The 14805-nt window shown below is 72.6% G+C and carries 10 protein-coding genes and 1 pseudogene; 5 read left to right on the forward strand and 6 right to left on the reverse strand.

The genetic code is table 11. The annotated features are described in order from the left end of the window. Positions 1-120: 120 nt before the first annotated feature. Positions 121-843 carry a TetR/AcrR family transcriptional regulator gene (locus tag FCH28_RS31285; protein ID WP_136743551.1) on the reverse strand — a complete coding sequence of 241 codons (723 nt, stop codon included), beginning with the start codon at positions 841-843 and terminating at the stop codon, positions 121-123. Positions 844-1081: 238 nt separating this feature from the next. Here FCH28_RS31285 and FCH28_RS31290 point away from each other — a divergent pair, with 238 nt between their 5' ends. Beyond that, on the forward strand, positions 1082-1567 hold the full coding sequence (locus tag FCH28_RS31290) for a nitroreductase family deazaflavin-dependent oxidoreductase (RefSeq protein ID WP_136743552.1): 486 nt from the start codon (positions 1082-1084) through the stop codon (positions 1565-1567). A gap of 87 nt (positions 1568-1654) precedes the next feature. On the opposite strand, the gene FCH28_RS31295 is transcribed toward FCH28_RS31290, so the two are convergent. Next, the gene (locus FCH28_RS31295; protein WP_187363972.1) at positions 1655-2881 is read right to left on the reverse strand and encodes a geranylgeranyl reductase family protein; all 1227 of its coding nucleotides are present in this window, start codon (positions 2879-2881) and stop codon (positions 1655-1657) included. Between the two features lie 179 nt (positions 2882-3060). Between FCH28_RS31295 and FCH28_RS31300 the strand changes: the two genes are divergently transcribed. Next, positions 3061-4422 (forward strand): dipeptidase, encoded by a 1362-nt coding sequence (locus tag FCH28_RS31300; protein WP_136743553.1) that lies wholly within the window; start codon positions 3061-3063, stop codon positions 4420-4422. A 155-nt stretch (positions 4423-4577) separates the two neighbouring features. On the opposite strand, the gene FCH28_RS31305 is transcribed toward FCH28_RS31300, so the two are convergent. Further along, complete coding sequence (locus FCH28_RS31305; RefSeq protein ID WP_136743554.1) at positions 4578-5612, reverse strand: NUDIX hydrolase; 1035 nt, start codon at positions 5610-5612, stop codon at positions 4578-4580. 1096 nt (positions 5613-6708) lie between these two features. On the opposite strand from FCH28_RS31305, the pseudogene FCH28_RS31310 reads away from it, so the two are divergent. Further along, positions 6709-7992 (forward strand): annotated as a pseudogene (locus FCH28_RS31310) (glycoside hydrolase family 27 protein); the annotation flags it as partial. An 8-nt stretch (positions 7993-8000) separates the two neighbouring features. Here the strand turns inward: FCH28_RS31310 and FCH28_RS31315 are convergent. Both FCH28_RS31315 and FCH28_RS31320 read right to left on the reverse strand, forming a co-directional pair. Further along, positions 8001-10163 carry a serine/threonine-protein kinase gene (locus FCH28_RS31315; RefSeq protein WP_425472041.1) on the reverse strand — a complete coding sequence of 721 codons (2163 nt, stop codon included), beginning with the start codon at positions 10161-10163 and terminating at the stop codon, positions 8001-8003. A 208-nt stretch (positions 10164-10371) separates the two neighbouring features. After that, a complete protein-coding gene (locus FCH28_RS31320) occupies positions 10372-11328 on the reverse strand; it encodes an ROK family protein (protein WP_136743555.1) in 957 nt (318 codons plus the stop codon). Positions 11329-11591: 263 nt separating this feature from the next. Between FCH28_RS31320 and FCH28_RS31325 the strand changes: the two genes are divergently transcribed. Beyond that, positions 11592-12632 carry a LacI family DNA-binding transcriptional regulator gene (locus FCH28_RS31325; protein WP_136743556.1) on the forward strand — a complete coding sequence of 347 codons (1041 nt, stop codon included), beginning with the start codon at positions 11592-11594 and terminating at the stop codon, positions 12630-12632. A gap of 107 nt (positions 12633-12739) precedes the next feature. Here FCH28_RS31325 and FCH28_RS31330 read toward each other — a convergent pair whose 3' ends face one another. Further along, complete coding sequence (locus tag FCH28_RS31330; RefSeq protein ID WP_136743557.1) at positions 12740-14050, reverse strand: DUF6986 family protein; 1311 nt, start codon at positions 14048-14050, stop codon at positions 12740-12742. Between the two features lie 221 nt (positions 14051-14271). Between FCH28_RS31330 and FCH28_RS31335 the strand changes: the two genes are divergently transcribed. Continuing rightward, positions 14272-14793 (forward strand): DinB family protein, encoded by a 522-nt coding sequence (locus FCH28_RS31335; protein WP_136743558.1) that lies wholly within the window; start codon positions 14272-14274, stop codon positions 14791-14793. The last annotated feature ends 12 nt before the right edge of the window (positions 14794-14805 follow it).

Genomic DNA, 14805 nt, shown 5'->3' on the forward strand with positions numbered 1-14805 from the left:
CGGCGGGGCCGGGCGGCGTCAGCCCGGCGCAGTGATCAGCGGTACTCCCACGGGAGTAGCCGCCGGAAGCCGGTGACAGCCGTGGGGATGGTGACAGCCGTGGGGACGGTCGAGGGCGCGCTAGCGCGGGGTGGTGAGGCCGACGCCGCGGGCCAGCTGGCGGACGGACTGCTCGAAGAATTCGGTACGGGCCTCGACCACCCCGTTGAACTGGCCGAAGAGTTCAAAGCTCAGCAGGCCGAAAAGCTGCGCCCAGGCCCCGATGAGCCGCGCCATCACCGCGCCCGGCAGCTCCACGCCCAGCTCGGCGGCGAGCGCCAGCGCATCGCCCACCACCGGGTCGGGCAGCGGCTCGGCGGGCTCCTTCAGCGCGCCGGCGGCGTGCGCGTCGCGGACCACGCCGATCAGGGCGAGGCCGACCCGGGCGGCGGGCTCCGTGGTGCTGCGGGGAGCGTGGTAGCCGGGCACGGGTGAGCCGTAGATCAGCGCGTACTCGTGCGGGTGCGCAAGGGCCCAGTCGCGGACGGCCGCGCAGATGGCGCTCCACCGGGCGAGGGGGCGGCCGGCGGACGGGCCGCGGGCCGTGTCGCGGGCGGTGTCGCCGGCGGCTTCCGCCGCCTCGCCGACCGCGTTGTAGGCGTCGACGATCAGCGCGGTGAGCAGGTCGTCACGGCTGGGGAAGTAGCGGTAGAGCGCGGAGGAAGCCATGCCGAGCTCGCGGGCGACGGCGCGCAGCGAGAGCTTGGCGGCACCCTCGGCGGCGAGCTGCCGGCGCGCCTCGTCCTTGATGGCCGCGGTGATTTCACTGCGGGCTCGTTCCCTGGCTCCTCGGATCGCCGTCATGGAGAGCAGTGTGCCAGCTTTCGGAGCACCGCACAAAAACGAGAGCAGTGCTCTTGCTTTCGCGGGGCCGTTTCGCGCACACTGTTCGCAAGAGAGAGCACTGCTCTCGAAGTGGAACGGCGATCACATCGCACATCAACGCTCGCTGAGGTGAGCGCCGTTCCACCACGACCCGAGCAGAAGCCAAGCGGAACCCGAGCGGAACCCGAGCGGCACCCGAGCAGATACCGAGGAACCCATGTCGCAGTCACAGCAACCGCAGCATCAGCCCCAGTCCCAGCCGCACTCCCACTATCTGAAGCCCAACTCCCTGGCCACCCGCCTCAACCGCACCATCGGCTGGCTCGCCCGCCGCGGTATCAGCCTCGCCGGCTCGGCCGACCTGGCAGTCCGCGGTCGTAAGAGCGGCGAGTGGCGGCGGGTGCCGGTGAACCCGATGGCGTACGGGGACGGCCGCTATCTCGTCTCCGCGCGCGGCAACTCGGAGTGGGTACGCAATATGCGTGCCGCGGGCGGCGGCGAACTCCGCGTCGGCCGCCGCACCCGCCCGTTCACCGCCGTGGAGGTCCCACCGGCCGAGGCCCCTGCCCTGCTGCGCGCCTATCTCAAACGCTGGGGCTGGGAGGTCAAGGCGTACTTCGGCGAGATCACCGCCGACTCCAGCGACGAGGAACTCCTCGCCGCGGCCCCCCGCCACCCCGTCTTCCGCATCACCGAGACCTGAGCCGGACGACGACAACGAGGGCCCTCCCGCAGCCCCCAACCGGCCCCGGCCGCCCCACCCCGCCGAAGGCGCTACCGGCCGGAGGCCTCACCCCCGGTCGAACGTCTCCAGCGCCCGCCGCGCCACCGCATGCGTACGCACGAGCTCGGCCAGCGTCGTCGTCCCCCGGGTGATCTTCGCGAAGGCGTGCCAGGCCGGCCGGAAGCCCGTGACCGCGGCGTGCATCAGACCGGGACGCCGCGAGAAGACATTGAGCATCCGCCGCCCCACCCCCATCTCCACGCCGAGGCCCGCCTTGATGGCGAAGGCGTAGTTGAGGGCCTGGCGGCGCGCGTCCACCGCGTCGTGCGCCTCGGAGACGCGGACCGCCCACTCGCCCGCGAGCCGCCCCGACCGCAACGCGAACGAGATGCCCTCCCGCGTCCACGGCTCCAGCAGCCCCGCCGCGTCACCGCACACCAGCACCCGACCGCGCGACAGGGGCGAATCATCGGCGCGGCAGCGGGTCAGATGCCCGGACGAGATGCTCGGTTCGAAGCCCGCGAGCCCGAGCCGCCCGATGAAGTCCTCCAGATAGCGCTTGGTCGCCGCGCCTTCGCCGCGCGCGGAGATGACGCCGACGGTGAGGGTGTCGCCCTTGGGGAACACCCAGCCGTAGCTGCCGGGCATCGGGCCCCAGTCGAGGAGGACCCGGCCCGCCCAGTCCTCGGCGACCGTGGCGGGCACCGGGATCTCCGCCTCCAGGCCGAGGTCGACCTGGTCGACCTTGACCCCGACATGCGCACTTATCCGGCCCGCGCTGCCGTCCGCGCCCACCACGGCGCGCGCCAGCAGCACTTCGCCGTCGCCCAGCACCACCGCCACGGTCCGCCGGTCCGGGACCTCGGCGCCGTGCTGCTCGACCCGGGCGACCGTGACGCCGGTACGGACCGTGGCGCCGGCGTCCTTCGCCGACTCGACCAGCCCGGCGTCGAACTCGGGCCGGTTGATCAGCCCGAAGAGCATGTTCTTGGAGCGGCGGGTACGGGACAGCCGTCCGTTCAGCGAGAACGTCACGGCGTGTACGCGGTCGCGGAGCGGCAGTTCGAAGCCGGGCGGCAGGGCGTCCCGCGAGGGGCCGATGATGCCGCCGCCGCAGGTTTTGTACCGCGGCAGTTCCGCTTTCTCCAGGAGCAGCACCCGGCGTCCCGTGCACGCCGCGGCGTGTGCGGCGGAGGCGCCGGCGGGCCCCGCGCCCACCACCACGACGTCCCACACCTGCCGGTGGTCCTCGGCTGCCCGCTCGTTGTCCTCGGCTGCCCGCTCGCTGCTCACCTGTGCGTCTGCTCCCGTTCGATGGCTGGCTGCGCGTACCGCCCGCATCCTACGGGCGCCGCTGAAGGGCGAAACGCCTGTGGGAAGATCGGGGGCACTCATCCCGTACGTCCGGCCCGTCCGGCTCACGAGGACGGACGGCCTCACGTACTCAACGCCGCGCCCACAAGGAGCGTTCCATGTCTGACAGCCCGCTCGCGCAGACCGTCGCCGCGCTGCAGCCCCGTGCCAGGACCGAGCTGGCCGAGCTGGTGGCCTTCAAGTCGGTCGCGGACCCGGCGCAGTTCCCCAGGAGCGAGTGCGAGGCGGCGGCGAACTGGATCGCCGACGCGCTGCGTGCAGAGGGCTTCGAGGATGTCGCGCTGCTGGACACCCCGGACGGCACCCAGTCCGTGTACGGGTTCCTGCCCGGCCCCGAGGGCGCGCCGACGGTGCTGCTGTACGCGCACTACGACGTGCAGCCGCCGCTGGACGAGGCCGCCTGGATCTCGCCGCCGTTCGAGCTGACCGAGCGCGACGGCCGTTGGTACGGGCGCGGTGCCGCCGACTGCAAGGGCGGTCTGATCATGCATCTGACGGCGCTGCGCGCGCTGAAGGAGCACGGCGGTGTGCCGGTCAACGTCAAGGTGATCGTGGAGGGTTCGGAGGAGCAGGGCACCGGCGGCCTGGAGCGGTACGCCGAGGCGCACCCCGAATTGCTGGCCGCGGACAGCATCGTCATCGGCGACGCCGGGAACTTCCGGGTCGGTCTGCCGACGGTGACCGCGACGCTGCGCGGGATGACGCTGGTGCGGGTGCAGGTGGACGCGCTGGCGGGCAATCTGCACTCCGGCCAGTTCGGCGGCGCGGCACCCGACGCGCTGGCGGCGCTGATCCGGATCCTGGACTCGCTGCGCGCCGAGGACGGTTCGACGACCGTCAACGGGCTGGCCTCGGACGCCACCTGGGACGGCCTGCAGTACTCGGAAGAGGACTTCCGCAAGGACGCCAAGGTCCTGGACGGCGTGGAACTGATCGGCAGCGGTTCTGTCGCGGACCGTATCTGGGCGCGCCCGGCGGTCACCGTGCTCGGTATCGACTGCCCGCCGGTGGTCGGCGCCACCCCGTCCGTGCACGCGGGCGCGCGGGCGCTGGTGAGCCTGCGGGTGCCGCCGGGCACCGACGCGGTCGAGGCGACAAAGCTGCTGGCGGCCCATCTGGAGAGCGCCGCTCCCTGGGGCGCGCGGGTCTCCGTGGAGCAGGTCGGCCAGGGGCAGCCGTTCCGTGCGGACACCAGCAGCCCGGCGTACGCGTCGATGGCGTCCGCGATGCGTGAGGCGTACGACGGCGTCGAGATGCAGACGGCGGGCATGGGCGGCTCGATCCCGCTGTGCAACACGCTGGCCGCGCTCTACCCGGACACGGAGATCCTGCTGATCGGGCTGAGCGAGCCCGAGGCGCAGATCCACGCGGTCAACGAGAGCGTCTCGCCGGAGGAACTGGAGCGGCTGTCGCTGGCGGAGGCGTTGTTCCTGCAGCGGTATTCGCGGCGCTCGGCCTAGCCGAGTTGGTTGCTCGCCGTTTCGGCTGTACCGCCGTTGTGGTGGCTCGCCGTTGCTCCTGCGGCGGCGGTTGCTTGTCGGGTGAGGTGACAGCCCGCTGGACTCCGTCCTGCGGGCTGTCACCTCCCGTGGGTGGTAGGGGCGGGTGGGGCCGGCTACCCCACGGGAACCCCCGCCTCCAAGTGGAGCGGGCACCCCCGTTCGCGGGCCCGCAGCGCCCAGCGGAGCCGGTTCCAGCGGACCGGGGGCAGCATCTGCTCGGCCTCGGCCTCGGTGACGAAGCGCCAGTCGCGGAGTTCCGCGCCGGGCAGCAGCAGGTCCCGGATCCGGTCGTCGGTCAGCCTGCCGCCGTCGAAGAGCAGCCGCAGGCCGCCGAAGCCGGGCGGTTTGGGCGCTTCCCAGTCGAGGACCAGCAGCCGGGGGGCGCGCGGCAGCTGGATGCCCAGTTCCTCGGCGACCTCGCGTACGCCGGCGCGGGCGGGTGCCTCGCCGGGTTCGACGATGCCGCCGGGGAATTCCCAGCCGGCCTTGTACGTCGGGTCGACGAGCAGTACCCGGTCCTGGTCGTCGAAGAGCAGGACGCCGGCCGCGAGCGTCTCGGCGGTCGGTTCGGGCGTCTGCACGATGTCGCAGGAGCCGGCGCCGGTCCGGACGGCCTCGGCGACCTGTTCGGCGGTCTGCCGGGGCGTCAGGCCGCTGGTGTCCACGACATGCGCGTCGGCCCTGATCCAGTCGAGCGCACCGGCGTACGACCCGAGGTGGTCCAGGGACCACTGGCGTACCGACTCATTGGCCTCGGTGTTTCCCGGTATCTCCTCGCGTCCCGCTATCCGCGTACGCAGGATCGTTTCCTCCGCATGGAGCAGGACATGCCGTACGGGAATGCGGCGGGCCGCGAGGGAGCCGAAGATCTCGTCGCGGTACTCCTGGCGCAGCAGGGTCATCGGTGTGATCAGGGGGCCCGGCACCTCGGTGAGCAGCGCCGCGGCGGTGTCGACGACCATACGCCGCCAGGCCGGCAGATCCTGGTAGTCGTCGATCTCCTCGAGGCGCTTGGCGGGCAGCATCAACCGCAGCCCGTGGCCGAGGAGTTCGGGGTCGTACAGCGTGCTTCCGGGAAGCAGGTCTAGCAGTTCATGAGCCGCAGTGGTCTTGCCCGCACCGAACGTGCCGTTCAGCCAGACGATCACGGTTTCCCCTCTTCCCTAGACCCAGGTGAGTTGCCCGCTACACCCTGCCACGGAAACGCTCGGGACCACGGGCCTCGCGCGCGACCGGGAACGGCGCACATTCGGCTACCGGCCCGGCCGGGGTGACCTCACTGCCCCCGTGCACGCGCCGATCGCGGAATACACCACGGGGAGGATGCCGGTCGTCTCATCCCCCGCCGCGAAACCCCGGCAAACAAGCGCTCCCCAGCCCCTCCAGTACCGAAACCCCCACCCGCATACGGACCCTTCCGATACGGCCCTGCCGGGCTGCCGGGGCGCGGAGAACGCATATGACGGCGGCGCGTCGGGCGGTCAAGGGACGGGCGGCCACCCCTTGCTCGTGCCCAGTCCCCACCGGCTGTGATGGTCGATGAAGAACCGGCCGTGCGAATTGTTCAGGGCCGCGGTGACCGGGAGTTTCCGCTGTCGGAGAGGAAGTCAGGGCTTCGGAGGAGGGAGTTGCCCTTCCAGGTGAATTGGAGGGTGGGCGGGCGGCCCGCGCGGGGCGGAGTGGAGTGGAGTGGAACGGCGGGATTGTGGCGGCCGCGCGGGTCCGGTCCCGGTCCCGGATTCCGGCTCTGCCGACGTGGCGGTCGAAGTGGCGGTCGCTGATATCCCTTTGCGGGGATTTCCGGTGGACCGAATTGCGACGTCGTCCGGGGGCCTGGAAAACAGTGGTCGGCGTTTTCCCGGGAGTTCCCGTGATTGACGGTATTGGTCTTGCCCTCACCGTCTCCTTCTTCGGGTCTCTTCACCGTCATCTTCCGGGTCTCGTCGGGGGCCTTTCGGGGTCTTCGGGGACACATGGGGCTCTTCGCGACTCTTCGGGGCTCTTCGACGTCGGCTCGTGTGCCGTGAAGGCCGCGCGCGGCAAGCACGGACGGGAGGGCGACCATCCCCGCCACGTCGGACGTCTCGCTGGACGCCCCCCGGGGAACGCGCCGCTCGGAAACAAACAGAACCAGAGCCTACGTCGCGCCTCTTCCAACAGACTCCAACAAGCCCTACCGTAAGCACTCGCCAGTGACAGGTACACGACCCCCCATACCTCTCACGAGGACGGAGGACGCGAATCATGCGCGTTCACTTCCGCACCACCCACCGGCGAGGTCACCGGAGAATCGTCGGAGCACTGTCCGCCGTGCTGCTCGGTACGGCAGGGGCGACCGCCCTGCCCGCCGCGGCCCGTACGCCCGAGGCACCGGCGCCCTCGGACACCACCCGCACCACCAGCACCGCCGAGGCGGCACGGCTTCCCGATGAGCTCGCCAAGACACCCCCGATGGGATTCAACAACTGGAACTCCACGCAATGCCGGGCGGAGTTCAACGAGGAGATGGTCAAGGGCATCGCCGATCTCTTCCTCGACAAGGGCCTCAAAGACGCGGGATATGAGTTCGTCAATCTCGACGACTGCTGGGCGCTGCCGGAACGGGACGAGAACGGCAAGCTGGTACCCGATCCGAAGCGCTTCCCGCACGGCATCAAGTCCGTCGCCGACTATGTCCACTCCAAGGGCCTGAAGTTCGGCATCTACACCAGTGCCGGCACCAAGACCTGCAACGAGAACGGATTCCCCGGCGGGCTCGGCCACGAGATGTCCGACGCCCAGCAGTTCGCCGATTGGGGCGTGGACTACCTCAAGTACGACAACTGCAACAACCAGGGTGTGGACGCGAAGGAGCGGTACCGCACCATGCGCGACGCGCTCAAGGCCACCGGGCGGCCCATCGTCTACAGCATCTGCGAATGGGGCGAGAACAAGCCCTGGGAATGGGCGTCGGACGTAGGTCATCTGTGGCGCACGACCGGCGACATCAGCGACACATGGTCGAGCATGCTCTCGCTGCTGAAGCAGAATCTGCCGCTGGCGCCGCACGCGGGTCCGGGGCACTGGAACGATCCGGACATGCTGGAGGTCGGCAACGGCGGTATGACGGATACCGAATACCGCAGCCATTTCTCCCTGTGGGCAATGATGTCCGCGCCGCTGCTGATCGGCTCGGACCTCCGCAAAGCCACGCCCGCGACATTCGAGATCCTGGCGAATAGCGACGTCATCGCCCTGGACCAGGACGCGCTGGGGAAACAGGCCACCGTGCTCGCCGCCGACTCCGGCCGCTGGACGATCGTCAAGGAACTGGCGAACGGTGACCGCGCGGTCGCGCTCTTCAACGAGACCGACCAGCCGCAGCGGATCACCACCACCGCCGAGGACATCGGCCTCCCCCGGGCCGACCGCTACCGTCTGCGCGATCTGTGGCAGCACCGCGACCACCACACCACGGGCGACATCTCCGCGACCGTCCCGCCGCACGGCACCACCGTCTACCGCGCCGCCGCCGACCCGCACCGGGCCGCCCGCGTTCAGCAGGTGCGCAGCCCCGGAACCGGCTGGTCGTTCGCGCCGCCCTTGATGTAGACGACGCTGATGTAGACACCGGCATTGCCGCTGTCGTCATCGGTCTTGGCCCACCAGACGTTCGTCCACTCCCCGTACGTCTCGCGGCGGCCCAGCTTCGCCTGGCAGTAGAAGTAGTTGGTGCCCATGTTGAGCGTGCCGACCTTCTGGAAGGACTCGGTGTACGAGTCGGAGGTGCGCCACACGTCGCAGTTGGCCTTGCCGCCGCCGATGTCCACACACGACGGCCCCTCGGTGGGGTCACCGCCGCCGCTGCCACCGGTGGTGGTGCCCCCGCTGCCGCCTCCGGACGTACCGGAGCCGCCGTCCGACCCTCCGGAGGAGCCGCCGCCGTCCGAACCGCCCGTGGTACCGCCCGCGTCCGTGCCGCCGTCCTGATCGCCCGAACTCCCGCCCGCCGCCCCGGGCTTGGGGGCCTTCGAGGTCGCACCGCCGGACGGCTTCCCGGACGCGGCGGCCGACGGACTCGCCGTGCCCTTGCCGTCGTCCTTGCCGGCTGAGGCGCTGGGTTCGCCGGCCTCGGTCGGTTCCCCGGCCGGCGCCGCCGACTGCCGCCCGCCCTCCGCGACGGTCTTGTCGGGGCCCCCGCCGACCAGCGCGTACGTCACACCGCCACCGGTGGCGAGCACGGCGAGCGCCGCCGCCACGGCGAGCGCCACCCGGCGCCGGCGGCGGGCGGGCAACCGTGCGGTGTCCCGCTCGGACGGATCGCCCAGCTGCGGGTGGGTGCCCGTGCTGCCCACGGGCGGGCCGCTCACCACACCGGGCGGGTCGAAGCCGGGTCCGATGGCGGAGGCGGCGGTGGGTGCTTCGGGGGAGCCGGGGGCGGCCGCCGGGGCGCCCGCGCCGGTGACCGGCGCGGCGTTGTGCTGGGCGGACGTGGGCGCGGGCGCGGGCTGGGCTGACGGTGCGCCGCCCTGGGAACCCGGTCCGGACAGCCAACTCGCCGGCGGCGCCCCCGCGTCGGCCGGTCCCGCGGCAGGCGCGTCGGCCGCCGGAGAACCTGCCGTCCGCTGCCCCACCGGCTGCGGCGGAGCCGGCGGATCGAGCGGCCGGATATCCGTGGCGGTGGGCAGATACGGCGTGCCGGACGGCGGCGCCACCGCCGGCTCCCGGCCCTCGGCCACCGCCTCCAGCAGGCTCCGCGCCTCGGCGGCGGACGGCCGGTCGGCCGGGTTCTTGGCCATCAGGGCGTGCAGCACCGGCGTCAGCGGCCCGGCGCGCCGTGGCTCGGGCAGCGGCTCGGTGACGATCGCGGTGAGCGTCGACCACACCGACGTACGGCGGAACGGGGCGCCACCGCCCTCGACGGCCGCGTACAGCGTCATCCCCAGCGACCAGATGTCCGAGGCGGGCGTCGGGTCCTGGCCCTGGGCGCGCTCGGGCGGCAGATAGTCGAGCGAGCCGACGAGTTCGCCGCTGCGGGTGATGTTCGTGGTGGCGCCGTCGCCCGGGGCCTCGATGCTGGCGATGCCGAAGTCGGTGAGCACCACCCGCCCTGTGCTGTCCAGCAGCACATTGCCCGGCTTCACATCGCGGTGCAGCACGCCGACCTGGTGGGCGGCGGCCAGCGCGTCCATGACGTGGGCGCCGATCCGGGCGATCTCCCGGGGTTCGAGGGTGCCGCGCTGCCCGATGGCGTCGTCCAGCGAGGGACCGTCCACCAGCTCCATGACGATGACGGGCCGGCCGTCCTCGTCGATGACGTCATGGACGGTGATCACGCCGGAGTGCCGGATACGGGCCGCGGCCCGCGCCTCGCGCTGCATACGGGTGCGCAGGTCGGCAAGCTCGGGGGCGGAGGCGTCGGTGTAGGCGCGCAGGACCTTCAACGCGACCTCGCGGCCGAGGACCTCGTCGACGGCGCGGCAGACCACGCCCATTCCGCCGCGGCCGATCCGGCCGGTCACACGGTAACGGCCGCCGAGCAGGCGCCCCGTCAGATCGGCGTCGGTGCCGCGCTTGGGGCCGCTCGCGGCGGCCGCAGCGGGCGCACCGGGCGCGCCTCCGGCCTCGCCTGCGCCACCGGCACCGTTGGCACCGCCGCTCTGAGGCGCACCCTGCGCACCACTGCCCTGAGAGGCACCGTTCTGTGCCGCGCCGTTCACTGCCGCGCCGTTCTGTGCCGGACCGCCCTGAGGCGAACCGCTCGCCTCCCCGGGACCGTTCGCTCCGTTCGCCCCACGCGCCTCACCCGCACCGCGCTGCTCGCGCTCCCCCGGTGTCACCGTCGCCGATCCCCTCGATGCCCGTGCCGCTGCCCGTATGGCGTGGTCGGCACACAGCCTAAGGGGCGCGCGGGGGCGAAGGGTGGCTTCAGGGCGAGGTCACGAAGGCATCGAGACGGGACTGTTGTGCGGCGGCCGCGGCGGCGCCCACCACCCCGGCGTCCGTCCCCATTTGGGCGGGTACCACCGTCAGGTCGGCGAGGAACGACAGCGTCGCGTAGTCGCGCAGGGCCGAGCGCAGCGGGGCGAAGAGGACCTCCCCGGCGCCCGCCACTCCCCCGCCGACGACCGCGATATCGATTTCGACCAGTGCCGCGGTGGCGGCGATCCCGGCGGCCAGCGCCTGGGCGGCCCGCTCGAAGGAACGCAGCGCGACCAGGTCACCGGCGTGCGCGGAGGCGGCGACGGCGGCGGCGCTGGTGTCCCCGTCTGGCCCCGGCCGCCAGCCGTTCGCCAGCGCCCGGCGGGCGATGTTGGGGCCGCTGGCGATCCGCTCCACGCAGCCGCGGGCGCCGCACGGGCACGGGTCGCCGTCGAGGTCGACGCTGATGTGGCCGATGTGCCCGGCGTTACCCGTGGGACCCGGGTGCAGCCGCCCGTTGAGGACGAGCCCCCCGCCCACCCCCGTGGAGGCCACCATGCACAGCGCGTTGGCATGGCCGCGCGCGGCGCCCTGCCAGTGCTCTGCCGCGGTCATCGCGACACCGTCGCCGACCAGCGCCACCGGGCGCTCGCCGACGAGCGCCCGCACCCCCGCCACCAGCGGGAAGTCCCGCCAGCCGGGGATGTTGACCGGGCTGACGGTGCCGGCCGAGGCGTCCACCGGGCCCGCGCTGCCGATGCCGACGGCCGCCACCCGCGCCCAGTCGGGGCCCGCGGCGAGCTCGCCGACGACCTCGGCCACCGCGCGCATCACCGTCGCCCCGTCCTGGTCGGCGGGTGTGGGCCGGGCGGCCCGTACGAGCAGTCTGCCGTTCTGGTCCACCAGAGCGCCGGCGATCTTGGTGCCGCCAATGTCCAGAGCTGCGCTGAGGTCCGTCTGCATCGGTGTGGAATCTCCTGGTGGGCCCGGGGGCCGGGGGTGCCGGCCCGGCGTGAGAACGCCAGTCTTCCCTCGATTGACAACGTTGTCTAGAGGCTATGCTCGACGCCACACGCGCGACCGACAGCAGATCACGGACCCAAATCGCCGTACACCGACAGCAACTGACAACAGACGACGCACCAGATCCGCGCACACCGGCCGCAACCGCCAGGCACCGGCACGGCGGCCGGCTCCCGCCCCCGACAGAAACAGGACCGCACACCGTGACCGACACCGCCCGGGGCACCGCCCGTCGCTACGGCAGCCGGCCCACGATGAAGGATGTGGCGTCGCGCGCCGGGGTCGGCCTCAAGACGGTCTCGCGGGTGGTCAACGGCGAACCGGGCGTCACACCGGACACCGAACGCCGCGTCCAGGAGGCCATCACGGCCCTGGGCTTCCGCCGTAACGACTCCGCCCGGATCCTGCGCAAGGGCCGTACCGCGAGCATCGGACTGGTGCTGGAAGATCTCGCCGACCCGTTCTACGGCCCGCTGTGCCGCGCCGTCGAGGAGGTCGCGCGCAGCCACGGCGCGCTGCTGATCAACGGCTCCAGCGCCGAGGACCCGGCCCGCGAGCAGGAGCTGGTGCTGGCGCTGTGCGCCCGGCGGGTGGACGGGCTGGTCGTCATCCCGGCCGGCGACGACCACCGCTATCTGGAGCCGGAGATCGCGGCCGGCGTCGCCACCGTTTTCGTGGACCGCCCGGCCGGCCAGGTGGACGCCGATGTCGTGCTCTCCGACAACTTCGGCGGCGCCCAGGACGCGGTGGCCCATCTCATCGCGCACGGCCACCGCCGGATCGGCTTCGTCGGCGACCAGCCCCGGATCCACACCGCGATGGAGCGACTGCGCGGCTACCGCGCCGCGATGGCCGCCGCCGGCCTGCCCGTCGACGAGTCCTGGGTGTCGCTGGGCGCCACCGACCCCGAGCGCGTACGCTCCGCCGCCACGGCCATGCTGGACGGCCCCGAGCCGGTCACCGCGCTGTTCGCCGGCAACAACCGCGTCACCGTCACGGTCGTCCGCGTCCTGGGCGAACGCCCGCAGCCGGTCGCCCTGGTGGGGTTCGACGACTTCGAGCTGGCCGATCTCGTCCGGCCCGCGATCACCGTCGTCGCCCAGGACGCGGCGCGCCTCGGGCGCACCGCCGCGGGCCTTCTCTTCCGCCGCCTCGACGGCATAGCCGACCCGCCGCGCCGGGTGGAGCTCCCCACCCGTCTGATCGCCCGCGGCTCGGGCGAAATCCCGCCGTACGAGGGGTGATCGGGGGCCGGGGGAGGTCGCCTGCGCCCCGCGCACGGCGCGCCGAGGGCACGCCGCACACGGGGCGGAAACCGGTGTCCGCGAGGCCCCCGGCGGGCGGTTCCGCGTCAGGCCGTCTTCGCCGGGCGGCCGGCCAGTGCGTCGAGGTCGGCGCGGGTCAGGCCGGTGAGACGGGCGACCTCGGCGGTGTCGACGGCGCCGCAGTCCAGGCCGCGCAGCAGGTAGCCGCTGAGGGCCTTGGCGGTGGCGGGCTCGTCCATGACGGCGCCGCCGGCCTTGGCGACGTAGGCGGCGAGCCGGGCCGCGGCCTGCTCCAGGCCCTCGCGGTAGAAGGCGTAGACGGCGGCGTAGCGGGTCGGGAGGTGGCCGGGGTGCATGTCCCAGCCCTGGTAGTAGGCGCGGGCCAGCGAGCGGCGGACGAGACCGTGGTGCAGCCGCCAGGCGTCGTGGACCTGGGTCGTGGCCCCTACGGGGAGGACGTTGGTCGAGCCGTCGGAGAGGCGGACTCCGGTGCCCGCGGCGGCCACCTGCATCACGGCCTTGGCGTGGTCGGCCACGGGGTGGTCGAGGGACTGGTGGGCGGCGCTGACGCCGCAGGAGGCGCTGTAGTCGAAGGTGCCGTAGTGCAGGGACGTGGCGCGGCCCTCGGCGGCCTCGATCATGCGGGCGACGGTGGCCCGGCCGTCGGCGCCCAGGATCGACTGGGTGGTCTCGATCTGGATCTCGAAGCCGATCCGGCCGCTCTCCAGGCCGCGGGCCTTCTCGAACGCCTCCAGCAGCCGGACCATCGCGGTGACCTGCTCGGCGTAGGTGACCTTGGGGAGGGTCAGGACGAGCCCGTCGGGCAGGCCGCCGGCTTCCATGAGGCCGGTGAGGAAGATGTCGAGGGTGCGGATGCCGCGGTCGCGGACGGCGGCCTCCATGCACTTCATACGGATGCCCATATAGGGGGCCGCGGTGCCTCCCCCAGCCTCCGGCCGGGAGGTGCCCCCACGGTAGGCGGCGGCGACCAGTGCGGCGGCGCGGGCGGCGGCCTCGTCCTCCTCGGCGTCCGCGCGGGGGCCGTAGCCGTCCTCGAAGTCGATGCGCAGGTCTTCGATCGGCTCGCGCTCCAGCTTGGCGCGGACCCGGTCGTGGACCGGTCCGGCGAGCTCGTCGGGGATGCCGAGGACGGTGGCGAGCGCGCCGGCGTCGGGGGCGTGTTCGTCGAGGGCGGCGAGGGCCTGGTCGCCCCAGGAGCGGATGGTGTCGGCGGCGAAGACGTCGCCGGGGACGTAGACCGTGTGGACCGGCTGGCGGGTGCCGGGGTCGCCGGGGTAGCGCCGTGCCAGATCGGCGTCCACCTCGGCGAGAGCGGCTCCGATGCCCTCGCGTACGGTGTGCGCCAGGCTCGTCGCCACGGTCTCCTGCTGCCCCATTCGACACCCTCCCGGTGCTGACGCCCGGCGATCGGGCGCTTTTCCCCTGCATTGACCGGCGTAATTCCGTCTAACGGAATCAACAATCCGTATAGCGAAGTTATCCGTGGCGGGTACCGAGGTCAACACCCTCTCCCCCGAGGCGGCGCAGATCACGGCGCCCCGCCCGCGGGCCGATAACTCCGTGGCGCGTCGCCGCCGCCCCCGCCAGACTCTCCGACATGACATGGACAGCACCCCAGATAGCCCGCCGGGAACTCCCGGTCGCCGCCGGTGAGCGCGAGATGCTCCAGGGCTGGCTCGACTGGCACCGCGAGACCCTCCTCGCCAAGTGCGCCGGGCTCACCGCCGAGCAGCTCCTGGAGGCGAGCGCCCCGCCCTCCACCCTCACCCTGCTCGGGCTGGTACGCCATATCGCGCTGGTCGAGCGCAGCTGGTTCCGCGAGCGCTTCGCCGGGGAAACGCTCGAGGACCTCTACGACCTCGAGCGGAACATCGACGCCGACTTCGACGACGCCGAGGCGGCCGGGGCACCGGACGACTTCGCGACGTTCCGCTCCGAGGTCGAGGCGGCCGACGCGGCGGCCAAGGGCCGCGGGCTGGACGAGACCTTCCACCACGAGCGCAGCGGGAAGACGCTCAACCTGCGCTGGATCTACGTCCACATGATCGAGGAGTACGCGCGCCACAACGGCCACGCCGATCTGCTGCGCGAGCGGATCGACGGCGCGACGGGCGACTGACGGCGCGCCCGT

Origin of the sequence: Streptomyces piniterrae (assembly GCF_005048155.1) — a bacterium.
Taxonomy (GTDB): Bacteria; Actinomycetota; Actinomycetes; order Streptomycetales; family Streptomycetaceae; genus Streptomyces; species Streptomyces piniterrae.